The sequence below is a fragment of the Streptomyces sp. NPDC003077 genome (assembly GCF_040611095.1).
Lineage (GTDB): Bacteria > Actinomycetota > Actinomycetes > Streptomycetales > Streptomycetaceae > Streptomyces.
On sequence record NZ_JBEXNM010000054.1, the window covers coordinates 36,305 to 60,389 of the forward strand.

At 75.4% G+C, this 24,085-nt stretch carries 16 protein-coding genes; 10 read left to right on the forward strand and 6 right to left on the reverse strand.

Features of this window, described 5'->3' with window-relative positions:
• The first annotated feature begins 135 nt into the window (after positions 1 to 135).
• The 5 genes from ABZX96_RS28485 (at position 136) to ABZX96_RS28505 (ending at position 6,918) form a co-directional block, all read left to right on the forward strand.
• A complete protein-coding gene (locus ABZX96_RS28485) occupies positions 136 to 915 on the forward strand; it encodes a DUF4389 domain-containing protein (RefSeq protein ID WP_355549887.1) in 780 nt (259 codons plus the stop codon).
• Positions 912 to 1,913: an ABC transporter ATP-binding protein gene (locus tag ABZX96_RS28490; protein ID WP_355549889.1), complete on the forward strand. Its 1,002-nt coding sequence runs from the start codon at positions 912 to 914 to the stop codon at positions 1,911 to 1,913. Before ABZX96_RS28485 ends, ABZX96_RS28490 begins: the two co-directional genes overlap by 4 nt.
• A gap of 6 nt (positions 1,914 to 1,919) precedes the next feature.
• Positions 1,920 to 3,101, forward strand: a complete 1,182-nt coding sequence (locus tag ABZX96_RS28495) for an ABC transporter permease (RefSeq protein WP_355549891.1) — start codon at positions 1,920 to 1,922, stop codon at positions 3,099 to 3,101.
• Positions 3,098 to 4,297, forward strand: a complete 1,200-nt coding sequence (locus tag ABZX96_RS28500) for an ABC transporter permease (RefSeq protein ID WP_355549893.1) — start codon at positions 3,098 to 3,100, stop codon at positions 4,295 to 4,297. Before ABZX96_RS28495 ends, ABZX96_RS28500 begins: the two co-directional genes overlap by 4 nt.
• 356 nt (positions 4,298 to 4,653) lie before the next feature.
• The gene (locus ABZX96_RS28505) at positions 4,654 to 6,918 is read left to right on the forward strand and encodes a hypothetical protein (RefSeq protein ID WP_355549895.1); all 2,265 of its coding nucleotides are present in this window, start codon (positions 4,654 to 4,656) and stop codon (positions 6,916 to 6,918) included.
• A gap of 57 nt (positions 6,919 to 6,975) precedes the next feature.
• On the opposite strand, the gene ABZX96_RS28510 is transcribed toward ABZX96_RS28505, so the two are convergent.
• Complete coding sequence (locus ABZX96_RS28510) at positions 6,976 to 9,306, reverse strand: heavy metal translocating P-type ATPase (RefSeq protein WP_355549897.1); 2,331 nt, start codon at positions 9,304 to 9,306, stop codon at positions 6,976 to 6,978.
• Between the two features lie 731 nt (positions 9,307 to 10,037).
• Between ABZX96_RS28510 and ABZX96_RS28515 the strand changes: the two genes are divergently transcribed.
• The 4 genes from ABZX96_RS28515 (at position 10,038) to ppdK (ending at position 16,495) form a co-directional block, all read left to right on the forward strand.
• The gene (locus tag ABZX96_RS28515) at positions 10,038 to 11,468 is read left to right on the forward strand and encodes a serine hydrolase domain-containing protein (RefSeq protein WP_355549899.1); all 1,431 of its coding nucleotides are present in this window, start codon (positions 10,038 to 10,040) and stop codon (positions 11,466 to 11,468) included.
• A gap of 110 nt (positions 11,469 to 11,578) precedes the next feature.
• Complete coding sequence (locus ABZX96_RS28520) at positions 11,579 to 12,256, forward strand: SRPBCC family protein (RefSeq protein WP_355549900.1); 678 nt, start codon at positions 11,579 to 11,581, stop codon at positions 12,254 to 12,256.
• Positions 12,257 to 12,655: 399 nt separating this feature from the next.
• A complete protein-coding gene (gap, locus tag ABZX96_RS28525; protein ID WP_355549901.1) occupies positions 12,656 to 13,672 on the forward strand; it encodes a type I glyceraldehyde-3-phosphate dehydrogenase in 1,017 nt (338 codons plus the stop codon).
• Between the two features lie 69 nt (positions 13,673 to 13,741).
• Complete coding sequence (gene ppdK / locus ABZX96_RS28530; RefSeq protein WP_355549903.1) at positions 13,742 to 16,495, forward strand: pyruvate, phosphate dikinase; 2,754 nt, start codon at positions 13,742 to 13,744, stop codon at positions 16,493 to 16,495.
• A gap of 125 nt (positions 16,496 to 16,620) precedes the next feature.
• Here the strand turns inward: ppdK and ABZX96_RS28535 are convergent, their stop codons facing one another.
• From ABZX96_RS28535 to ABZX96_RS28555, 5 genes are all read right to left on the reverse strand, one after another.
• Positions 16,621 to 17,343 (reverse strand): CBS domain-containing protein, encoded by a 723-nt coding sequence (locus ABZX96_RS28535; protein ID WP_355549905.1) that lies wholly within the window; start codon positions 17,341 to 17,343, stop codon positions 16,621 to 16,623.
• A 312-nt stretch (positions 17,344 to 17,655) separates the two neighbouring features.
• On the reverse strand, positions 17,656 to 20,493 hold the full coding sequence (locus ABZX96_RS28540; protein ID WP_355549907.1) for a GNAT family N-acetyltransferase: 2,838 nt from the start codon (positions 20,491 to 20,493) through the stop codon (positions 17,656 to 17,658).
• A 304-nt stretch (positions 20,494 to 20,797) separates the two neighbouring features.
• Complete coding sequence (locus ABZX96_RS28545; RefSeq protein ID WP_355549908.1) at positions 20,798 to 21,670, reverse strand: HAD family hydrolase; 873 nt, start codon at positions 21,668 to 21,670, stop codon at positions 20,798 to 20,800.
• Positions 21,667 to 21,954, reverse strand: a complete 288-nt coding sequence (locus ABZX96_RS28550; RefSeq protein ID WP_355549909.1) for a HypC/HybG/HupF family hydrogenase formation chaperone — start codon at positions 21,952 to 21,954, stop codon at positions 21,667 to 21,669. Before ABZX96_RS28550 ends, ABZX96_RS28545 begins: the two co-directional genes overlap by 4 nt.
• A gap of 214 nt (positions 21,955 to 22,168) precedes the next feature.
• A complete protein-coding gene (locus tag ABZX96_RS28555; protein WP_355549911.1) occupies positions 22,169 to 22,828 on the reverse strand; it encodes a hydrogenase maturation protease in 660 nt (219 codons plus the stop codon).
• Positions 22,829 to 23,047: 219 nt separating this feature from the next.
• Between ABZX96_RS28555 and ABZX96_RS28560 the strand changes: the two genes are divergently transcribed.
• On the forward strand, positions 23,048 to 24,025 hold the full coding sequence (locus tag ABZX96_RS28560; RefSeq protein WP_355549913.1) for a universal stress protein: 978 nt from the start codon (positions 23,048 to 23,050) through the stop codon (positions 24,023 to 24,025).
• The last annotated feature ends 60 nt before the right edge of the window (positions 24,026 to 24,085 follow it).

Genomic DNA, 24,085 nt, shown 5'->3' on the forward strand with positions numbered 1-24,085 from the left:
TAGGGCTGTTCGGCCCCTCTCCACGCGAGGACGCCGGGCGGACGCTGGGGTCAGGACGAGAAAAGACGAGGGATGCGGAGCACGACGACGCGCATTCCCCGGGACATCCCTCGGCAACGGTGAAGGAGGGGCGTCATGTCCCATCCGTCCGGTCCGCCGCGTCCGGCCTACCCGGTCAGCATGGAAGCGAGCTTCCCCGTGCGGGTCTCCCGCTGGTTGTGGCTGGTGAAGTGGCTGCTCGTCATCCCCCACGCGCTCGTGCTGTCCGTGCTGTGGGTCGCCTTCCTCGCCGTGAGCGTGGTGGGGTGGTTCGCGATCCTGTTCACGGCCCGGTACCCGCGCGCGCTGTTCGACTTCCAGGTCGGGGTGCTGCGCTGGACCTGGCGGGTGTCGTTCTACAGCTACTCCGCGCTGGGAACGGACCGGTACCCGCCGTTCCGGCTGGCCGACGTGCCCGACTACCCGGCGCACCTCGACGTGGCCTACCCCGAACGCCTCTCCCGCGGCCTGGCCCTGGTCAAGTGGTGGCTGCTGGCGCTGCCGCACTACGCGCTGGTGGCGGTCTTCACGTCCGGGTACGGGCGCTGGGGCGGGCTCATCGGGCTGCTGGTGCTGTTCGCCGCGGTCGCGCTGCTGTTCACCGGGCGCTACCACCGCGGCATCTTCGACCTGGTCATGGGGCTCAACCGCTGGGTGATGCGGGTCACGGCCTACGCGGCCCTGCTGACCGACGCCTACCCGCCGTTCCGCCTCGACCAGGGCGCCGGGGAACCGTCCGGCGACGACCCCGGAACGGGAAAGTCGCTGCCGGGCGACCGGAGCGCCTGGCCGTCGCCGCGGCCCGCCCAGGACGCGCCCGGGGCGTCGGGCCCGGCCGGGGTACCCGGGGCCGACGACTTCGAGGAACGACGATGACGGAACCCACTACACGGAAGCGGCACACGGCGGACGATCGGACGCGTCGGAAGGGCCCCCTGCTGGAGTGCGACCACCTGGTGCGGCGCTTCGGTGACCGTACGGCCGTCGCCGACGTGAGCCTGGCCGTGGCTGCCGGGGAGACCTACGGCCTGCTCGGCCCGAACGGCGCCGGGAAGACCACCACGATCAAGATGGTCTGCGGGCTGCTCCGCCCCGACGGGGGCAGCGTGCGCGTCGAGGGGCGGCGGGTGCGCACGTCCGGGGGCGGCGCCAAGCGCATGATCGGTTACGTGCCGCAGGACATCGCGCTCTACCCGGACCTGTCGGTGCGGGAGAACCTGCGATTCTTCGGCCGCCTGTACCTGTCCGGCAAGCGGGAGCTGGACCGGCGGGTGCGCGAGGTGCTCGCCCTGATCGACCTGACGGGCCGTGCCGAGGACCGCGTGGAGTCGCTGTCGGGCGGTATGCGCCGGCGCCTGAACATCGGCGCGGCGCTGGTCCATTCGCCCGCCCTGCTGATCCTGGACGAGCCGACGGTGGGCGTGGACCCGCAGTCCCGGCACGCGATCATGTCCAGCGTCCACCGCTTCGGCCGGGAGAGCGTGGCGGTGCTCTACACCACGCACTACATGGAAGAGGCCGAGCGGCTGTGCGACCGGATCGGCATCATCGACCAGGGCCGGCTCATCGCGGAGGGCACCGCGCGCGAGTTGGTGGCCCTGGTCGCCGAGCGCGACCGGGTGCTTTTGTCCGCCTCCGGGGATCTGGAGGCGTACGCGGCCCGGTGCGGCGAGCTTTCGCGGGTGGACGGTGCGAGCGTGACCGGTGACCACCACGACACCGTGCAGGCCGTCGTGCGCGACGCCCGCAGCCTGCTGCCGGACCTGCTCGACCTCGCGCACCGCAGTGGTGTGCACGTCCGCGGCGTGGAGATCGTCGAACCGGACCTGGAGGCGGTCTTCCTCCACCTGACCGGCACCGCCCTGAGGGAGTGAGGCGCCGTGCCCGCCCTCCTGGCCGCACCGCTCGCCATCGCCCGCAAGGACCTGCGGCAGCGGCTGCGGGACCGCTCCGCGCTGATCCTTTGCCTGCTGGCGCCCCTGCTGGTCTCCGGGCTGATGGCGATGGCCTTCGCCCGGACCGCGGTCCGGGCGGACGTGGGGGTGGTGGACCTGGACCGGGGCCCGGCCGCCCAGGGGCTCGTACGGGTCCTGGAAAGCCCGCAGCTCGCCGGCACCGTGCACCTGCGCGCCTACCCCGACCGCCGCGCGGCGCGGGCGGCGGTGAGCGGCAAGGACGTGGACGCCGCGGTGATCGTCCCGGCCGGGTTCACCACCGCGCTGAGCAAGGGCGGCACCCCGCCGCCCGTCACCGTCCTGGACGACGTCGACCAGCCGATCGCCGCCCTGATCACCCGCTCCGTCACCGAGTCCTACGTCGCCCAGGTCAACGCCGACCGCCTGTCGGTGCGCACCGCCCTGGCCTCCGGCGCGCCGCCCGAGCGCACCGCCGCGCTCGTCGCCAAGGCGGCGGCGCTGCGGCTCCCGGAGCGGGTGCGGGCCCAGGGGCTGAGCGACGACCCGCTCAAGGCCATCAGCTACTTCGCCCCGGGCATGGGGCTCTTCTTCGTCCTGTTCATGGTGAGTTTCGGTGCCCGCGGCTACTTCACCGAACAGGACCAGGGCACCCTGGACCGGATCGCCGCCGCCCCGGTCGGCCGGGGCGCCCTGCTCGTCGGCAAGTCGCTGTCCACCTTCGTCTACAGCGTGGCGAGCCTCGCGACGATCATGCTGGTGTCCTGGCTGGCGTTCGGCGCCCGCTGGGCCGACCCGGTCGGGGTGGGCCTGCTGTGCCTGGCGCTGGGGGTGCTGGTGGTGTGCCTGACGGCGCTGGTGACGGTGCTGGCGCGCACCGAACGGCAGGCGGACGGCCTGGCGTACATCATGGTCTTCGTCCTGTCCCTGCTGGGCGGCAACTTCGTCTACGCCGGCGCCGCCCCCGAAACGCTGCGCCACCTCGCCCTGTTCACCCCCAACGGCTGGGCGCTGCGCGGCTTCACCGACCTGGCCACCGGGGTCGGCGGCTGGTCTGCCGTGGCGGCGCCCCTGCTCGCCGTCCTCGCCTTCTCGCTGGGGCTGGCCGCGCTGACCGCACTGCTCCTGCGGCTGAGGAGGACGGCATGAAGACCGACGTGAGGACCGGGCCGTCGCGCCCGTCCCTGCCCGCTCTCGCGGTGACCCGCGCGACGCTGACCCGCATGGTGCGCGACCGCACGTCCCTCTTCTTCGTCCTCCTGCTGCCGATCGCCATCATCATCGTCATCGGCGCCACCGTGACCGACTTCGACCGCTTCCGGGTCGGCATCGTCCCCGCGCACAGCGGCACCATCGCCGCCGAACTGGCCGGGGTACTGGAACACGACTCCCGGCTGGAGGGCCACCGCTACGACGACCAGGGGCCGGCGCGCACCGCCCTGCGCCGCTCCGAACTGGACGCCGTGGTCCTGATCCCCGCCGGGCTGGACGCCGCGGTGCGCCAGGGCCGCCCGGTCACCGTGCCCGTCCTCGTCGAGCCCAGGGGCAACACCGGGTACGCCGCCGTCTCCTCGGTCGCGGCGGCGCTCTCCCAGCACGCCGGGCGGCTCCAGGCCGCGCGGTTCGCCGCCGCCGAGACCGGCGGCGGCTTCGACCGCCGGCTCGTCACGGCGCGAGCCCAGGAGAAGGCGCTCACGCCGATCGGCGTCACGGCCGAAACGGCCGGCGGCAGCAGCCAGTTCCTGCCGCTCGGCTACAGCTACAGCACCCCGACCATGCTGGTGCTGTTCGTCTTCATCAACTCCCTGGCCTTCGGCTCGGCCATCGTCCGGACCCGCCGCCTGGGCGTCTACACCCGCGCCCTGGCCTCCCCCGTCGGCGCCCGCGCCCTGGTCCTGGGCGAAACCCTGGCCTACGCCGCACTGGCGCTCGTCCAGTCGCTGCTCATCGTCGGCATCGGGGCCCTGTTCTTCAACGTTTCCTGGGGCGATCCCTCGGCCGCCGTGCTGCTGGTGGCCGTGTGGGCCCTGGTCAGCACCGGCGCCGGCGTCCTGTCCGGCGCCCTCTTCCGCACCCCGGAGCAGGCGGGCGCGCTCGGCGCGGCCCTCGGGATCGGGCTGGGGATGCTCGGCGGCTGCATGTGGCCGCTCGCCGTCGTCCCCGACTGGCTGCGCACGGCCGGCCACGCCGTCCCGCACGCCTGGGCCGTGGACAGCTGGACCGTCCTGCTCTCCCAGCACGGCGGCCTCCTCGACATCCTCGGCCGCCTGGCCGTGCTGGCCGGCTTCGCGGTCGTCCTGCTCACCCTCGCCGGGACGGTGCTGCGGCGGCGGCTGACGGGGTGAGGGGCAGCAGGCCGTCATGAACCCACGGGTCACGACAGAGCGACGGCCCGGCCCGCGCGTCCTCCGTTCACCGGGGGACCTCGACGGGCACGCCACGGCAGGTGTTCCTCGGGTACCGCCTCCTCCCCCACCACCACGTTTCCCGCCTGCCGGCACTCGCGTCGCTCGCGGAGAACAGGCATGCCCCGCGCGCACGTCCTGTGACGCGGGACATGGTGGACCGTTCGGCCCCTGGCGTCGTCGGGCGGCGACTCCAAGTGTGGAGGCAGCCGTCGAACGCGGCCCGCACGGACCATGCCGATCACGCGCGTGGGCGAGCGAGGAGCGCGGCGCGGACCAAGGGGAGCTGATGACCCATGCGGTCGAGGCGTGACACCGGAAACCTCCAGCCCACGGTGGTCGAGCAGCGGCTGATCGATCGCGTCAAGAGCGGCGAAGAGGCCGATCTGGGAGCGTCCGCCACGGACGGCACGTCCGCCGGCGACCCGGGAATCGTGCGGGCCGACGTGCTGTGGGCACTGCTGGCGGGTACGCGGGCGGACTGGAAGGGCGGCGACCGCGTCCACGTCAGCGACGTCCGCGTCGAGGGCAGGCTCGACCTGTCGGGCCTGCGGATCGACCGCCCCATCCGCTTCTCCCGCTGCGTGTTCAGCGACGACATCGTCCTGTCGGACGCCCGGGTCGATCACCCCATCGAGATCATCGGCGGCCGTGTGGCGTCTGTGCTCGCCGCCCGCATGGAGGCCCAGGCCGACGTCGTCCTGCGGCAGGTGCGCATGAGCGGGGTGCTGGACCTCGTCGAGGCGGAGCTGGCGAGGGATCTGCGGTGCACCGACAGCGAGTTCTGCCCCCTGACCGGAGTGGCCCTCGACGGGGTGAGCATGGAGGTGAGGGGGTCGGTCTTCCTGGACGGAGGGTTCAGCGCCGAGGGAGAGGTACGGCTCACGTCGGCTCGTGTGCACGGCAACCTCGATCTGCGGGGCGCCACCCTGCGCAACCGGGAAGGGACCAGCCTCCAGGCCCGCCGTCTCGTCATGGACGGGGATCTGCTGTGCGAGGACGGCTTCAGCTCGGAAGGAGAGGTCTGCGTGCAGTGGGCCCAGCTCCGCGCCCTGCGTGCCTCGGGCGCGTTGTTCTCCCACCCCGAGCCCAAGGGCATGTCACTGCGCGCCGACGCGGTGCACTGCTCGGGGGGCCTGTACCTGGACCGGGGTTTCCGGTCCGAGGGGCAGGTCCGGCTCGTCGGCGCGGACATCACCGGCGAACTGTGCTGCACCAAAGGCACCTTCGAGAACCCGGAGGGCCCGGCGATCGACGCGACCCGCTTCCACGCCGACGACGCCTACCTGGACCGCGGCTTCACGGCCCACGGCCAGGTGTGCCTGGCAGGGGGCAAGCTGGACCGGCAGCTGTGCTGCTCGAAGGGCACCTTCACGAACCCCGGCGGTCCCGCGCTGAACGGCGACGGGCTGATCTGCGACGGAGACGTCTTCCTCAACGACGGCTTCCACGCGACCGGATCGGTCCGTCTGGTGGGCGCCACCGTCGAACGCGAGCTCAACTGCACGGCGGGGCTGTTCGAGAACCACGGCGGACAGGCCATCGAGGCCAGCGGTGTGATCGTCCACGGCAACGCGTACCTGGACCACGGGTTCCGCGCGAACGGGGAGGTCCGCCTGGTGCGCTGTGCGGTCGACGAGCAACTGATGTGCACCGGCAGCATGTTCGAGAACTCTTTCGGCGCGTCCCTGGATGTGAGCGGCGGGAGAATCCGCGGCGATCTCCTGCTGAACGAAGGCTTCTGCTCCGTGGGAGAGGTGTGCATGGTCAACACCTCGATCGACCGGAACCTCCTCTTCGACGGCGCCCGGCTGAACGGCACGTCCGACGCCGTCAACGCCGTCGGCATGCGGGTGAGCGGGTGCTTGGGATGGCTGCCCGAAGGTACGCCGCACGGGGGTGTCAACTTCTCGTACGCCTGTGTGGGACGCCTCTCGGACCGGGAAGGGAGCTGGCCCGAGTGCGGTGTCCTGCTCACGATGTTCGTCTACGGCGCGCTTGAATCCACCATGCCGATCAAGAAGCGCCTCGCCTGGCTCGACCGCGCGCAGTTCGCTCCGCAGAGCTACCGGCAGCTCGCCACCGCCTTCCGGGCGACCGGGCAGGAGGACCATGCGCGCAGGGCGCTCATCGCGGGGGAACGCGCGCAACGGGAGCACGGCGAGCTGTCGGTATGGGCCAAGGCCTGGAACCGGTTCCTGGACTGGTCGGTCGGCTACGGATACCGACTGCACCGGACCGTCCTCATCCTGGTCGGACTGACCCTGTTCAACTGGGTCCTGTACCAGTGGGCCGCGGACCGGGGAGTGATGGTCCCCGTCGGCCGAGGCTCGATCAAAAGCCGCTGCCCGCAGGACTATCCCTGCTTCAAAGCGGTGGCGTACGGCTTCGAGACACTGGTCCCCGGCATCAACCTCCGCCAGGTGGGCAACTGGCTGCCCAACGGGCACGGCGTTCTCGGTACCTCGCTCCTTTTCTGGACCTGGCTGTGCATCGTCGTGGGCTGGGTTCTCGGTATCGCGTTCGGTGCGGGGCTGTCGCGGCTGTTCGCGCGGCGCTGAGCGCCACGGCAGCCCGCGGCACGGCTGCCCGAGGCCGGCAACCGGCGGCATCGGTGGTCAGGGAGCGAGGGTGAAGTAGTTCTCCTCCTCCTGGAGGAAGTGCAGCCGCAGCACGGTGTGCAGGCCGTACAGGCAGGCCCGCAGGTCGTCGAGCTGGTCGGGGCGCAGGGCGCCGTCCGGGCCGGTGAGGGCCAGGTGGGCGGCGACGCGCCGGGAGAGGCGGGCGATCTCGGCGTGGGCGCGGCTCATGGTCGCGGTGGCCTCGGGGCCGCCGAGCGGGTCGGCGAGCGCGGGGTAGAGCTGGTGCTCCTCGGCGTCCTCGTGCGGCAGCAGGCGTTCGGAGAGCAGCCGGGACACCTGGCGGACGGCTTCCGTGGCGTCGGGGCCGGGCGCGTCGGACAGCCGGTCGGCGGCGTCGCGGACGGCCTCCAGGATGTCGCGCAGGGCGTCGTGTTCGGCGGCGAAGCGGTGGAGGAGGTCCGCGGTGGCGGGCGGGACCTCAGGGGTGCGGGCGGGGCCCGGGCGCAGGGCGCGCAGCGCGTTGAGGATCACCGCGACGTCGATGCCCTCCTGGAGCAGTGCCCCGGCGGCCGGGGGCAGGCCCAGGCCGGCGGCGACCATGGCCGCCAGCGACAGGATCATCCCGCCGGCGGCGCTCTGCACGGCGATGCGCCGGGACCGTTCGGCGATGGTCACGGCGTCGGCGAGCCGGTCAACGCGGTCGGTGGTCAGCACGGCGTCCGCCACCTCGGAGGAGGCGGTGGAACCGCGGGCCCCCATGGCCACGCCCACGTCCGCCACCGCCAGCGCCGGGGCGTCGTTGACGCCGTCGCCCACCATCGCGGTCACGGCGCGGTCCCGCTCCGCGCGGACCACGGCGGCCTTGTCGGCGGGGGTCTGCTCGGTGCGGAAGCCGTCCAGCCCCAGCACCGCGGCCACTTCGCGGGCCGGCTCGGCGCGGTCGCCGGTGAGCATCAGCAGGCGGGGGATGCCCGCCGCCCGCAGCCGCCGGACGGTCCGGGGGGCGTCCGGCCGCAGCGGGTCGCGCAGCAGGACGGCGCCCACGACCGCCCCCTCGACGGTCAGCCAGCTCACCGTGGCGCCCTCCAGTACGGCCCGGCCGCGGACGGTGCGGGCCCAGCCGGGCAGGTCCGGGCCCTCGTGGCGCCCCACGGCCGTGCGGCGCCCCTCGACCAGGGCGGTGGCGCCCCGGCCCGGCACCTCCTCCGCCTCCCGCGGCGCCGACAGCTCCAGCCCCCGGGCCTGGGCCTGCGCCACGATCGCCCGGGCCAGGGCGTGCGGGGAGTAGCGGTCCACGGACGCGGCCAGCCGCAGCACCTCCGCGGACCGCCATCCCGGAGCGGCGACGGCCTCGGTCACCCGCGGCCGGCCGGTGGTGAGCGTGCCGGTCTTGTCCAGCAGCAGCGTACGGACGCGTCCCAGGCGTTCCAGGGCGCCGCCGTCGCGGAAGACCACGCCCCGGCGGGCCGCCCGGGAGATGCCGGAGACCACGGCGACGGGCGCGGCGAGCAGCAGCGGGCAGGGCGTGGCGACCACCAGCACGGCCACCGCGCGCACCGCGGAGCCGCTGATCAGCCACGCCAGGCCGGCGGCGGCCACCGACAGCGGCAGGAACCAGGCGGCGAAGCGGTCCGCGAGCCGCACCACCGGCGCGGATTCGGCGCTCGCCCGGCGGGCCAGGCGCACGAGTTCGGCGTAGGTGCTCTCCCGGGCGGTGGCGCTCGCGCGCACGTCGAAGGCGCCGCCCGCGTTGACCGCGCCGCTGCGCACCCGCTCGCCGTGGCGCCGGACCAGGTGCTCCGACTCACCGCTGAGCACCGACTCGTCCAGCGTGGCGTCCGCGCCGACGACCTCGCCGTCCACCGGCACCGTCTCCCCCGGGCCGACCACCAGCAGATCGCCCGCCACCACCTCCTCCAGCGGCACCTCCCGCACCCGCGTCCCCGAGCGCAGGCGGGCGACGCGCGGCACGTGCGCGAGCAGCGCCCGCAGGTCCCTGGTGGCCCGGCGGCCCGCCGCCGACTCCAGCGCCCGCCCGGTGGCCAGCATCAGCGCGATCAGCGCCCCGGCCAGGTACTCCCCCACCGCCAGCGTGCCCCCCAGCGCCAGGACGGCGATCAGGTCCACGCCCGCCCGGCCACGGCGCAGGGCGGCCAGGACCCAGCCGATGCCGGGCGCCACGGCGGCCACCGTGCCCGCCGCCCAGCACGCGTCCGCCACCCGGGGCGCCCCGGCCAGCCAGGCGGCACCGCCGGCGGCCAGCGCCACGGCGGTCACCACCAGCAGCACACGGTTCAGCCGGGCACCGGCGCGGAAGGCATCGGTGTCCGACCGACCGATGTCGTGCGGCTCTTCCTGGCGAGTCATGACACGCGCCTCCTTACGGCCCGCTTCCCGGCCCCGGGGCCCTCCCTCCTCTCCCATCGCACCGCGCCCGCCGGAACGGCGACAGGGCCGAACGGGCAGGCGAGCGACCCGGCCGGCCGACCCCGCCGACCGCCTTGGCGACCCGGTCGCCGGCCGGGCACCACACCGCCGGAACACGCGCGGGAGCACGGCCGGCGCGGTGCCCGTTCGGCGCCGGGACGGGCCCTTCGGCACCTTGCGGGGGCGGGTGCCGGGGTGTGCGCTGACAGTGCCAGGGTGTGTCACACGGCCCGGTTCCCGGCCGGGCACGACGCGGGCCGTGCGTTCCGCCGGACGCTTCCAGGAGAACGGGAGGACACCATGGACTGGCCGACCGCCGCGGTCGTCATCGCCGCGATCTTCGCCGTCATGATCGCCATCAGCACCTTCCTCGCCTCGCGGGCCGGCAAGAAGTAGGCCGCTGTGGCGGGGGCGGGGACCGGTGCGGGCGACGCGAGCCGCCGTCGCCGGGGCGGGCCGCACGGCCGCGTCCCCGCGGAGGCGGCTTTCCCTCGGGCGCCGGGGCGGGCCCGGGCGGCACCGGCACCGCTTCCTCTCCCGGCGGGCCTCCGGCCTGCTCTGCCCTGACCCGTTCGCGCCTGGTACTCCGCGCGGGCGGGGAGGACCCTCGTTCCCGACAGCCGCCCCGGCCGGTCACGGTGCCGCCGCGACCGGCGGACAGGAGGCACCTCATGCCCCACGACACCGGCACCGGCACCACGGACTCGACGGCGGCCCGGGTCGCCGGACTGCTCAACCGCCACCCCATGGGCGGCCTGGCCTTGGGAGTCGTCCGCGACGGCCGGCTCGCCTTCTTCCACGGCCACGGGCTGGCCGACGCGGCGACCCGCACCCCCGTCACCGAGGACACGGTCTTCCGCGTCGCCTCCATCACCAAGACGTTCACCGCGATCGCGGTGATGCAGTTGTGGGAGCAGGGACTGGTCGACCTGGACGCCCCGGCTCACACCTACCTGCGCGCGTTCCGCCTGGTCCCGGACCGGCCCGGTTTCCGTCCGGTGACGCCGCGGCACCTGCTGACCCACACCTCGGGCATCGGGGAACTGCGCGGTCCGGCCGACCTGTTCCGGCCGAACGCCGGCGAGGGGGTGCCGCTCGGTGCCCCGCTGCCCCCGCTCGCCGACTACTACCGCGACGGGCTGCGGGTGACCGCCGAGCCGGGGACCCAGTGGGTCTACACCAATCACGGGTTCGCCGCCCTGGGGCAGCTCGTCGAGGACGTCAGCGGGCAGCCCCTGGACCGCTACCTGCGCGAGCACGTCTTCGCGCCGCTGGGCATGTCCCACACCGACCTCGTCCGGTCCCCCTTTGTGCAAGACCACCTCGCCACCGGGTACGCCCTCGGGCGCGGGGGCATGAAGCCGGTCACCGACCGGGAACGCGCCACGCCCGGGGCCTCCTCCGCGTACTCCACGCCCCGGGACATGGCCCGCTACGTCGCGGCCCTGCTCAACGGCGGTGCGAACGACCACGGTTCGGTGCTCAAGCCCGCCACGCTGGCCGCCATGTTCGAGCCGCAGTACCAGCCCGACCCCCGGGTGCCGGGCATGGGCCTGGCGTTCTTCCGTGCGGCGGCGGACGGCCACCGCCTCGTCGAGCACCAGGGCATCCTGCCCGGCTTCACCTCCCAGGTCTTCCTGGCACCCGACGACGGGGTCGGCGTCGTCGCCTTCACCAACGCCGCGCACCACGCGCTGCTGTGGCTGCCCGCCGAGACCGTGGACCTGATGCGCCACCTGCTGGGCCTGCCCCCGGATGCCCCGCGCACCGACGTGGCGCACCATCCGGAGGTGTGGGACGAGCTCCAGGGCTGGTACCACCCGCCCGGCCGGGCCACGGACATCCGGGCGCGGGCCATGGCGGGCGCCGCGGCCCAGGTCGTCCTGCGCCACGGCCGGCTCGTCTTCCGGTCCCTGGTGCCCGCCGCGCCCGTCCTGCGGGGCCTGCGGCTGCTTCCCGACGACGTGGACGACCCGTACGTGTTCCGGATCGACCTGTCGGCGTTCGGGCTGGGCGCGCCCCGGATCGTCTTCGGCGGTACGGAGGGCGAACGCCGGGCCCTGCACTTCGCCGCCGTCCCGATGACTCTGCACAAGCGGTAAGGCCACGGGGGGCGGCGGCCTCGGATCCGGTGTCCCGGCAAGGCCCGGGGTGTCCACCGCGACCGGTTCGGACCCTGGCCCGGGCCCCGTACCGGTGCGAGGCTGACGGCATGAGCGGACACCGGCGTGCGACCCGCGCCCGGCTCCTCGGCACGGTCGCGCTCGGCGCGGCCGGATACGGCACGCTGGTCCGGCCGCGCCTGCTGACCTGGGGAGCGACGGCCGCCGAAGCCGCGCGGGCCTACCCCGGGGACGAGCTCGTTCCCGGGGGCCGCCCGACGACGATGGCCACGACGCTGCCGGCCCCGCCCGAGCGGGTGTGGCCGTGGCTGGCGCAGATGGGGTGCGACCGGGGCGGCTGGTACAGCTGGGACCGGCTGGACAACGGCGGACGTCCCAGCGCGCGCCGGATCGTGCCGGAGTGGCAGGAGCTGAAAGAGGGCCAGCGGCTGCATGCCGTACCCGGCGGCGGCACGTGGTTCACCGTCGCGCTCCTGGAACCCCGGCGGACCCTGGTACTGCGCATGGACGTGGAACTGCCCTCGGGCCGCCCCTTCGAGGTGCGGACCGGGCCCCTGCCCGGGGCGTACCTCGACGCGGTGTGGGGCTTCCACCTCAGCCCGGATCCCGGCGGCGGCACGCGGCTGGTCGTCCGCACCCGGGGCCGCAGCCGACCGCGCCTCCTGCTGCGGCCCGTGGACCTGCTCTTCGGCGAACCGGCCCACTTCGTCATGCAGCTCCGCCAGTTCCGGAACCTGCGCGCCCGCGTGGGCACGACGGAGGAGTAAGCGGCTTCCCCTGCCCCCGGACCGGCCGAGGTGACCGTTCCGCCGCCCCCCGCGCTCGCACGGCCTGGACAGGCTGAGCGGCCTGTCATGCACCGGCCCGCGCCTCGGGTCCGCCGGAAAACGGCACGGCAGACGACACGAGCAGGCCCCGTCCTAGGCCCCGGCCACAGACGGTCCCGGTCACAGACGGCCCCGGCCACAAACGGTCTCGCCCGCGCACCGGGCCGACCGGCCCTCATGAGCGCCCGGACGCCCCTCCCGCCCACGCGCCGACGCGTCCCGGAACGCCCACGGGAGGGGACGTTCGGCCCCCTGCCGCACGCGCCCCCGCCCGGGACAGTGAGAACAGCGGCCCGGCGGCGGACGTGCCGTCGGGGACGGCCGGGAAGGCGGACCGGAATGACCGTACGCGTGGGGATCAACGGATTCGGACGGATCGGGCGCGCCTATCTGCGCTGTGTTCTGGAGCGGCGGCAGCGCGGGGGGACGCCGGTGGGCGTGGTGGCGGTGAACGACATCGCACCGGCCGCGACACTGGCCCACCTGCTGGCGTACGACTCGACGTACGGGCGGCTCGGTCACGAGGTGGTCGCCAAGGGGGACGCCCTGGTCGTCGCCGGGCGGCGGATCGCCGTGCGCGCCGAGCGCGAACCGGCGGGCCTGGACTGGAGCGGCCTGGGCGTGGACGTGGTCGTGGAGTCGACGGGCCGCTTCCGGGAGCGGGAGGCCGCCGCGGCGCACCTGAAGAGCGGGGCGGCCAAGGTCCTGCTGTCCGCGCCGGGGAAGAACGCCGACGCGACGGTGGTGATGGGCGTCAACGAGGCCGCGTACGACCCGAGTCGGCACCACGTCGTCTCGTGCGCGTCGTGCACGACCAACTGCGTCGTGCCGATGGTCAAGGTGCTCCACGACGCCTTCGGCGTACGCAAGGGGCTGATGACCACCGTGCACGGCTACACCAACGACCAGGCGCTGCTGGACGGGCCGCACAAGGACCTGCGGCGGGCGCGGTCCGCCGCGCTGAGCATCATCCCCACCAGCACGGGCGCCGCCCGGTCGGTGGGCGTGGTGCTGCCGGAGCTGGACGGCGCGCTGGACGGGCTGGCGGTGCGGGTGCCCGTCGAGAATGGGTCGCTGACCGATCTGACCGTCCTCCTGGGGCGGGAGACCACCGTGGACGAGGTGAACGCGGCGTTCGACCGCGCCGCCGAGGGAACGCTCGGCCGGGTGCTGCGGGTGAGCCGCGCGCCGATCGTCTCCCGCGACGTGATCGGGGATCCCGCGTCGTGCGTCCTGGACGCCGGGCTGACCCAGGCGCACGGCGACCTGGTGAAGGTCTTCGGCTGGTACGACAACGAATGGGGCTACGCCAACCGCCTGCTGGACCTGACCGAGCACGTCGCCGCCCGGCTGTGACGGGTGCGGGGCCGGGGTCCGGCCGCGCACCCGTACGGCGTCCGACGACCCGGTACGGAAGGACACCACATGGTCACGTACGTGTACGACTTCACCGAGGGGTCGCGTGAGAGGGCCGGCCTGCTCGGCGGGAAGGGCGCCAACCTGGCGGAGATGACCCGGCTGGGCCTGCCCGTGCCGCCGGGGTTCACCGTCACCACCGAGGCGTGCCGGGCGTTCCTGGCGACGGGCGAGCCGCCGCGGGAGATGAGCCGGCAGGTGGAGAGGCACCTGATGCGGCTGGAGCGGTCCACGGGCCGCGGGCTGGGGCAGGCGGACGATCCGCTGCTGCTGTCCGTGCGGTCGGGGGCGCGGTACTCCATGCCGGGGATGATGGACACCGTCCTGGACGTGGGGCTCAACGACACCACGGTGCGGGGCCTGGCCAAGCACTCCGGGCGGGAACGGTTCGCCTGGGACTCCTACCGGCGGCTCGTCCAGATGTACGGCAGCACGGTGATGGGCGTGGACGGCGCGCTGTTCGAGGAGGCGCTGACGCGCGCCAAGCGGGAGCGCGGCGTGACGGAGGACCTGCGGCTGGACGCGCACGACCTGGTGCGGCTGGTGGCGGAGTTCCAGGAGATCGTGCTCCGGGAGACCGGGCGCCCCTTCCCGCAGGATCCCGCGGAGCAGCTCGCGCAGGCGGTCCTGGCGGTCTTCCGGTCGTGGCGGGGCGAACGCGCCCGCGTCTACCGCCGGCGCGAGCGGATCCCCGACGACCTGGGCACGGCGGTGAACGTGCAGGTCATGGTCTACGGAAACCTCGGCCCCGATTCCGGCACCGGCGTGGCCTTCACTCGCGATCCGGCGACCGGCCGCCCCGGGGTCTACGGCGACTACCTGCCCGACGCGCAGGGCGAGGACGTGGTGGCCGGCGTCCGCGACGCGCTGCCGCTCCAGCGGCTGCGCGAGCTCGACCCGGCCTCCTACGACCAGCTGCTGGTCTACCTGGGGACCTTGGAGGACCACTACCGGGACCTGTGCGACGTGGAGTTCACCATCGAGCGCGGGCGGCTGTGGATGCTCCAGACCCGGGTGGGCAAGCGCACCCCGCAGGCCGCCTTCCACATCGCCGCGGCCCTCGTGGACGAGGGCCGGATCAGCTGGCCCGAGGCGCTGGTGCGGGTCGGCGGCGGGCAACTGGCCCACCTGATGTTCCCCGGCTTCGACGCGGACGCGGCGGGGCGCCCGCTGGCCCGTGGCGTGCCGGCCTCGCCGGGGGCGGCGGTCGGCGTGGTGGCCTTCGACACCGCCGAGGCGGTGCGCCGGGCCGGGGCCGGACAGCGGGTCGTCCTGGTGCGGCCGGAGACCACGCCCGACGACCTGCCCGGCATGATCGCCGCGTCGGCGGTGCTGACCAGCCGGGGCGGGAAGACCAGCCACGCCGCGGTGGTCGCCCGGGGCATGGGCAAGGTCTGCGTGTGCGGCGCGGAGGACCTGCGCGTCGACCCGGCCGGTCGCCGCTTCACCACGGGTGACGGTCGGGTGGTGCGGGAGGGCGAGACGCTCTCCGTGGACGGGTCGGCCGGCACCGTGCACCTCGGCGCGCTGCCGCTCGTCCCCTCGCCCGTCATGCGGTACCTGGAGACCGGCGAGCACGGCCGGGGGACGGCCGCGGTGGTCGCCCGCTTCCTGGAGCGGGCCGACGCGCTGGGCCGCCTGGAGGTGCGGGCCAACGCCGACACCCCCGAGGACGCCGCGCGGGCCCGCCGGTTCGGCGCCCGCGGCATCGGCCTGTGCCGCACCGAGCACATGTTCCTCGGGGAGCGCCGGCACCTGGTCGAGGACATGATCCTGGCCGCGAGCGACGAGGAGCGGCAGCGGGCCCTGGACGCGCTGCTGCCCCTCCAGCGCGCGGACTTCACCGCGATCCTCGCCGCGATGGACGGCCTGCCCGTCACCATCCGCCTGCTGGACCCGCCGCTGCACGAGTTCCTGCCCGACCGCACGGAGCTGGCGGTGCGGGTCGCCCGCGCCGAGGCCGCCGGACGCGCCCCCGACGCCCGGGAGGCACGGCTGCTGGCCGCCGTCGAACGGATCCACGAGACGAACCCGATGCTGGGGCTGCGCGGGGTGCGGCTGGCCCTGGTCGTCCCCGGGCTGGTGGCCCTCCAGGTCCGCGCGATCGGCGAGGCGGTGGCGGGCCGGGTCCGCGCGGGCGGGAACCCGCGGGCGGAGATCATGGTGCCGCTCGTCGCCACCCGCGAGGAGCTGAGCGTGGTACGCGAGCAGGTGGAGGCGGCGCTCGCCGCCGTGCGCGCCGAGACCGGGGTGCCGGTCGACTGCCCGGTCGGCACGATGATCGAGCTGCCCCGGGCGGCCCTGACCGCCGGGGAGATCGCGCGCGACGCCGCGTTCTTCTCCTTCGGCACCAACGACCTCACGCAGACGGCGTGGGGCTTCTCCCGGGACGACGCCGAGGCGTCCTTCTTCGCCCCCTACCTCGACCAGGGCATCCTGCGCGTCTCGCCGTTCGAGACGCTGGACGAGAGCGGCGTGGGCCGCCTGGTGCGCACCGCCGTCGCCGAAGGCCGCGCCGCCCGGCCCGGCCTGGAGACCGGCGTCTGCGGCGAGCACGGGGGCGACCCGGAATCCATCCGCTTCTTCCACGACGCGGGGCTGGACTACGTCTCCTGCTCGCCCTTCCGCGTTCCGGGGGCGCGGCTGGAGGCCGCCCGCGCGGCGCTGCTGAGCGCGCGGGAGGCGGCGTCCGGCGGAACGTCCGGGGTGGCGACCGGTGCGGTGTCCAGGGGGGCGGACGACGGCGCCGGGCGCGGCGAGTAGCGATCGCCGCGGGTTCCTTCCGGCCGGCCGTCCATGGGGCGGCCGGCCGGAAACGGACTTCTCACGTCACGCCCGCCGCGGTCCGGGGAGACCCGTGCCGGCCCGTCGGGCTCGGCCCCGGTGGCTCACAGCTTGCGCAGCCACTCCTCGGCGATGCCGTGCAGGGCCTGTTCCGTGGGCCGCAGGTGGGAGTCGTCCTCCTGGTAGCCGAGGCGGTCCACGACGCGGACCACGCCGTCGACGCGGCCGGTCAGCCGGAGGGCGATGGGCACCTCGCTGCGGCGCTGGAGCTTTCCCGTCAGGGTGACCACGCCGTCGCGCACCTCGACGCCCAGGGTGTGCGGGGCCAGCCACAGGGTGCGCACCAGGACGTCCTCGATGACCTCCGCGCGGATCCGGTCGTCCGGGCGGCGGAAGACGGCGAGCAGGTCGCTGCGGGTGACGATGCCCATCAGGCGTCCCTCCTCGTCGACGACCGGGAGGCGTTCGACGTGGCGTTCGGCCATCAGGCGGGCGGCGTCCACGACGGTGTGGCGCGGGCCGATGGTCACCGCGGGGGCGGACATGAGCGTCTGCGCCGTGTTCCCTCGGGCCTTGGTGTCCTCGGCGCAGGCGTGGCGGGTGAGCCGGGGCAGGTACCAGGGGCGCGGGGTGTCGTCCTGGGCCGCCTGGTGGAACATCAGGTCGGTCTCGGAGATGACGCCCACCACCTTGTCGTCCCGGTCCACGACGGGCAGCCCGCTCACCGCGTGCCGACCCAGCAGCTCGGCGACCTCCTTGAAGGAGGCGTCGGGCCCCACCGAGACCACGTCCCGGCTCATGACCTGGTCGATCAGCCGATGCTTCATGTCGTTCCCTCCTTCTCTCCCGAGGTCCCGAGCCCCGGGAGACGTGCGTACGGGAGTGCGGGGGCGTCAGTCCACGGGCACCAGGACCACCGGGCCGTGCGCGTGGTGGAGCACCGCGTGGGCGAGCGGGCCCGGTCGCGTCCCCAGACGTGCCGGACGCGCGGCGGGCGGCCGGGTCGGACGGCCTCCTGAAAGGCGAAGCGCGGGGCCGGGGTGCCGGCCTCCGACGCGACGCCGACCAGGACGGAGCCACGCTCCCCGGGGGAAGGACACTGCTCCGGTCATCGGGGCCTCCTCGGCCCGCGCGCCGCCTCAGCGGGCGCGCAGGCGGCGCAGGTAGGGGTCGTGCGCGTGGTGCGGGAGCAGCTTCAGGCGGACGTCCAGCGGGAGGACGGCGTCCGGGCGGGCCAGCACCGGGTTCAGGTCGGCCTCGGCCAGTTGCGGCAGGTCGCAGGCCATCCGGGAGAGGCGCAGCAGGAGCTGTTCGAGCCCTTCCAGGTCCACGGGGCGCCCTCCCCGGTAGCCGAAGAGGAGGGGTGCGCACCGGGGCGCGGTGATCAGGGCGTGGGCGTCGCGGTCGGTGAGCGGGGCCAGGCGCGCGGCGTGGTCGGCCAGGACCTCGGTGGCGGTGCCGCCGAGCCCGAACAGCACCAGCGGTCCGAACACCTGGTCCTGCGTGACCCCGGCGACCAGTTCGATGCCGCGGGCGGCCATCGGCTGGACGACGGCGCCGGTCATCAGCTCCCCGAACCGGCCGGTCAGGTCCGCGTACGCGGCCCGGATCCGCCCGGGTCCCTCCAGGTCGAGGTGGAGCGCGCCCACGTCGGTCTTGTGCAGCAGTCCCGGCCAGTGCGCCTTGAGGGCCATCCGGCCGCCGCCCAGCCGCTCGGCGGCGGCCACCGCCGCGTCGGCGCCGGTGACCCACGCCCACGGCGGCTGCCGGATGCCGTACGCGTCCAGCAGCGCGCCGCACAGCCGCGGGTCGGCCCAGCCGCCGTCGGGGTGGCGGGCCAGGAAGTCCGCGACCAGGGCCGTGGCGCCCTCGGTGTCGACGCCGTCCAGGGCGGGCACGGTGCCGGGCGGTTCGGCGCGCCGGCGGCCGTAGGAGACGGCGTGGGCGAGCGCCCGCGCGGCGGTGGACGGTTCGAGGTAGGCGGGGACGGCCGCGTCGCCGGCGCGCAGCAGCCGTACGGGCACCTCCTGGTCGAGCAGGGCCGCGGCCACCGGGCGGGCCCTTCCGGCCGGGCGTCCCGGCGCGGGCGGCAGGGACCGGGTCAGGTCGTCCCCGGTCACGGCCGTCAGCGCGGTGGGCACCAGGACCACCAGCACCGCGTCCACCGCCCCGTGTCCGGTCAGCAGGTCGAGGCAGGCGGCGAGTTGGGTGCCGGTGACGGCGGCGGTGGTGTCCACCGGGTTGACCGCGGCGGCGCCCGGCGGCAGCACCTCCAGCAGCGCGTCGATGAGCGGCACCGGCAGCGTGGGGACGTTCAGCCCGGCCTCCGCGCAGGCGTCCGCGGCCAGGACCGCCGCGCCGCCCGCGTTGCCGACGACGGCGACGCGCGGACCGGCCGGGGGCGGCTGGGAGCGCAGCAGCGCGGCGGTGGCCACCAGGTCGCCGACGCTGTCGGTGGCGATGATCCCGGCCTGGGTGAACAGCGCCCGGCGGGTCATGGTGGGGGTGGCGATCGCGGCGGTGTGCGAGGCGGCGGCCCGGCGCCCGGCCTCCGACCGTCCCGCGTCCACCGTCAGGACCGGCATCCGGCGGCCCACCCGCCGGGCCGTGCGGGAGAAGGCGCGCGGGTTGCCGAAGGACTCCAGGTGCAGCAGCGCCAGGTCCGTGACGCCGTCGCCCTCCCACCACTGAAGCAGGTCGTTGCCGCTGACGTCGTACTTGTCGCCGAGGGAGACGAAGGAGGACACGCCGATGCCCAGCCGGGACAGCGCGCCCAGCAGGGCGACGCCCACGCCGCCGGACTGCACCGCGACCCCGGCGGTGCCCGGCAGCGGCGGGGCGGCGGCGAAGGTCGCGTCCAGGCGCACCGCCTCCTCGGTGGTGGCCAGGCCCAGGCAGTTGGGGCCGACCAGCCGCATCCCGTGCTCGCGGCAGGCGGCCAGCAGCCGCGCGGCCTGGCCGCCGTCCAGCCCGGAGGTGACGGTCACCAGCGCCTTGACGCCGCGTTCGCCGCATTCCTCGGCGACTTCGGGAACGGCGGTCGCCGGGACGGCCAGCACCGCCAGGTCCGGCGCTTCGGGGAGGTCCGTCACCGAGGGGACGCAGGTGACGCCCTCGATGGTGTCCGCGTGCGGGTTGACCGCGGTGACGCGGCCGGTGAAACCCTGCCGGAGGATGTTGGCGAGCAGCGCGTGCCCCACCGAGGACGGCGCCCGACCGGCCCCGACGACGGCGACCGACCGGGGCCGCAGCAGGGGCACGAGGCTGGCCACGTCGGCGGCGCGTCCGCGGGTGTCCACGGCGGTCAGATACCGCTCGTCCTCGGTGAGTTCGATGGTGCAGTGGACCTCCGGCCCGTCGAACCGGCGGGCCGTGCGCAGGCCGAGGTCGGCGATCACCTGGAGCATGGGCCGGTTCTCGGTCAGGGCGTCGGCGGTGAAGGACGTGACGCCGTCGGCGCGGGCGGCGTCCGCCAGGTGCTCCAGGAGCAGCGTCCCCACGCCGCGCCCGTGCCAGCGGTCGGCGACGGCCAGTCCGATGTCCGCGGTCGTGGGGTCGCCGGCCGCCGCGTGGAACTCCGCCACGCCCACGGCCTCGTCGCCGGCGAGCGCGAGCAGGGCCCGTTCGCCGGGCCGCGGCGGGGCGCAGACCCGGTCGGCGGCCCTGGTGCCCGAGGCGGGGCCGACGGTGAAGAACCGCAGCCGCAGGTTCTCCGGGGACATGCCGGTGAACAACCGCAGCACCCGCGCGTGGTCCTCGGGCCGGGTGGGGCGGATGCGCACGGTGGTGCCGTCGGAGAGCAGGGCGTGGACGGGGTGTTCGCTGCCGGTCGCGCGTGCGGGGCCTTCGCCGCCGGTCGCGGGCGCGGCACGTCCGGCGGTGGCCGCGGGTGCGGGACCCGCGGCTTCTTCCGCGGGCACGGCGTGTTCCGCGCCGGTCGCGGGTACGGGGCTTCCGGGTCGCTTCGCGCTGGTCATCACAGCTCCTCAGGTCGGTGACCCGCCTCCGTCTCCAGCGTCCGCCGCGGGCGGACGGCTCCCCAGGGGCCGGGCGGGCCGGGCCGGGGGCCGTTGGCCCCGGCCCACGGCCTCGGGGTCCGCCGGGCGGCGAACGGGCACGGCGGTGGAACGGCGCGGGGCGCCCGTCCCCCGGCCGCGCGATGGGCGGCGTTCGTCCGGAGAGCGGACCGCGCGCGGGTGCCGGAGCGGCCGGTCGCCGTCCGGCCCCGTCCCCACCGCGCGGCCTACCGGCGGCCGGCCGCTGCGGACACCACCCTTTCCCTCATCCTTCCGGCACCAACTCGCCCAGGCCGCGCACCACATGCGCCGCCCCGCGCTCGTACAGCTCCACCGCGTGGTCCGCGCGGCCGGACCGGTCCACGCCGATCACGGTGCCGAAACCGCCCCGGCCGGCCGCGGTGACCCACACCGGCGCGGCGACGACCACCGCCGTGCGCGCGGGCGTGGCCCGCAGCCGCCGGGCGGCCTCCAGCAGCAGCGCGGGATCGGGTCCCCCGCCGCTTTGGATCCGGGTGCGCTCGGTGCCGTCCACCAGGGCGTCGAACCGGTGCGTCACCCCTGCCCGGTCCAGCAGCGCCACGGCGTGGTGCGAGGCGGAGACCGCCGCGACCGGACGCGCGTGCCGGCGCAGCGCGCCCACCAGGCGCAGGCTGTCCGGCCACACCGGCACGCCGTGGTCACCCACGTACGCGCCGAACAGGCAGTCTTCCTGGATGGCCAGCGCGCGGACGACGCTCTCCCCGTCCTCGTCCCGGTGGTCCCGGCCGGAGGGCGCGCGGGGCTCGCCGGGCGGTCCGAGGCCGCGCGCGGCGAGGAAGGCGCGCACGCCGTCGGCGCGCGACCGGCCCTGGAAGTAACGCCGGTAGTCCGTCTCCGGGTCGAAGGGCCGGACGGTCCGCGGGTGCGGCTCCTCCGCCTGCCGCAGGAAGGCGTCGAAGACGCGCCGCCAGGCCGCGGCGTGGATGCGGGTGGTGTCCGTGATCACCCCTTCGACCCCGATCACCAGGGCGTGGCAGGGTGCCAGAAGCTCGTGCGCGGTCGGTGCGGGAAGACCGGCCGCGCGCGGTCCGGTGCGGGCGCTCGCGTCGGGTGCGGGGCCGGTGGCACGGTTGTGCGGCGGCGTGAGAGTGATCATGGTTCTGCCTCCTCCCGGGGCCCGGTGGCGGGCAGCGGTTCGCCCAGCTCCCCCGCCACCGCGTCCGACATGGCGCGCAGCACGTCGAGCGTGCGCGCGGCCTCCTCCTCGTCGACGGTGGTGATGGCGAAGCCGACGTGGACGACGACGTAGTCGCCCACCCCGGCGTCCGGGGTGTACTCCAGGCACGCCTCGCGGCGGACCCCGCCGAAGTCCACCCGGGCCATGCGCAGTCCGGCGCTGTCGTACGTGTCCAGCACGCGGCCGGGAATACCCAGGCACATCGCCGTCAGCTCCCTCCCGGCCGGTCGGCGGCCACTGCCCCACGGCCCGCCGGTGACGCTCCGTCCGGCGTCCGCCGGGTGCGGGAGGGCGGGTGTGCCCTCCCGCACGACGGGTCGCGCGGTCCGCTCCCGGGGACGCGGGCGAGCGTCGGCGGCGCGCCGCGCACCTCGTACGGCTGGCGGCTCCTCGTCCGTCCGTGGTTCCGCACCGCCCTCACCCGCCCGTCCGCTCGGCGCAACCGGAGCCCGCGTCGGGGGTCCCCGAGCCCGCGCCCGCGTCGGGGGTCCCGGAGCCCGCGCCCGCATCACGGGGCTCGGATCCGGGGCCCGTGTCGGGGAACGCGCCGCGCGCCGCCGCGTCCCGGTGCCGGACGATCTCCGCCTCCACGGCCTCGGCCAGCGGCCCGACGGCCTCGGCGACGGCCGGGCTCAGGCCGGTGCCCAGGGAGCCGTCCTGTCCCTCGACGGCGAAGACGACCAGGCGCCCCGGCAGACGGCCGAGCGCGTCGGACAGTTCGACGGCCTCGCCGAGTCCGATGCCGTGGGAACTGGTCGTCGCGGAGGCCGGCGCCCGGGTCGTCTCCGGGGTCGTCTCCGGGCGGCGGTACGGCCCGCGGTGGTCGAACCGGTGGATCCGGCCCGGGTGACCCGGGTGCGCGTGGGCCGCGTCCACGACCACGGCCAGTTCCACGCCCTCCCACAGGGACATCAGCCGACCGGGCTCGCCGTCGCAGTCGTCCAGGCGCACCGAGGGCGGCAACGGCCGGTCGCGGGCCCGTTCGCGCAGCCGCCGGATCACGGCCGGGCCGATCCCGTCGTCGTGGCGGAAGGCGTTGCCGACGCCTATCACCGCTATCCGGGGAGATTCGGTCACGTCTCGCTCCCGCCCTCAGACCTCCGGCCGGTACGCCGGGAGGGCGGGGCGCCGGGCCTTCACGGTCCATCCCGCACGCCTGCGGCCCTCCCTGCCAGGGTGCCGCGCCCGCCCGCGCCCCGCGTGGGGCCGAACGGCCCTCGACACGAGCCGGACCGGCCCCTGCCCGCCGGCCGCGCGGGCGCGGACCGTGGCGGTGAAGGACATCGGACGATACGCGTGACCATCCGCGAAGGCCGCGGAGCCCGAAGGGCGGTGGACGTGGTGGAGCGTCCCGTAGTGGTGGGTGTGGACGGTTCGAACGGCGGCATGGAGGCGGTGGACCGGGCCGCGGACGAGGCCCGGCACCGCGGTCTGCCGCTGCGCGTGGTGTACGCGTCCCTGTGGGAGCGGTACGAGGGGCGTGTTCCCTCCTGGACGACGCGGCGGGCCCCGGAGACGGCGGAGGCGGAACGGATCGTCGCCGGCGCCGTGCGCCGGGCCGAACGGCGCGCCCCGGGCGTCAAGGCCGTACCGCACATCGCTCCCCAGGACGCGGTCACGGCACTGACGGAGGCGGCCCGGAGCGCCGAACTGCTGGTCGTGGGCCACCGCGGCCGGGGTGAGCTGGCCTCGTTGCTGCTGGGCTCGGTGAGCCTGGGCGTCGCGGCGCGCGCCCGCTGCCCGGTGCTCGTGGTGCGCGGCGACCGGCGGGCCGGAGGGCACCACGGCGTGTGGGAGTCCGCAGGCGACGGCGTGATGCCGGGCACCGCCTTCCGGCCGGCCCCCGAGTACCGCGTCGTGGTCGGCGTCGACGAGGAGCCGCGCGACGACGCGCCGGTGGCCTTCGCCTTCGCCGAGGCCGCGCTGCGGCACGGAGCGGTGGAGACCGTGCACGCGTGGCGGTGCGGGGGCAGCGGACTGCCCGAGGAGGGCGGCCCCTGCCACGGCAGGCGGGAGGATCACGAACGGCGGGCGGCCGGACTGCTCGACGAGGCCGCGCGCGCCGCCGTCGCGGCGCACCCGGACGTGCCACTGATGCTCCGTACCGCCGAGGGCACCGCCCGCGACGTCCTGCTCACCGCCTCCACCACCGCCGACCTCCTGGTGGTCGGCACCGAACGGCGCCGGGGCGCCCACGGCCTGCAACTGGGCCTGACCGACCACGCGGTGCTGCACCACGCGCACTGCCCGGTGGCGGTCGTGCCGCACCGGTGACCGGGCGCGGCGGTCCCTCCGGTCGGCTCCCCGCCTGCCGGGCCACTCGGGCCCGGCAGG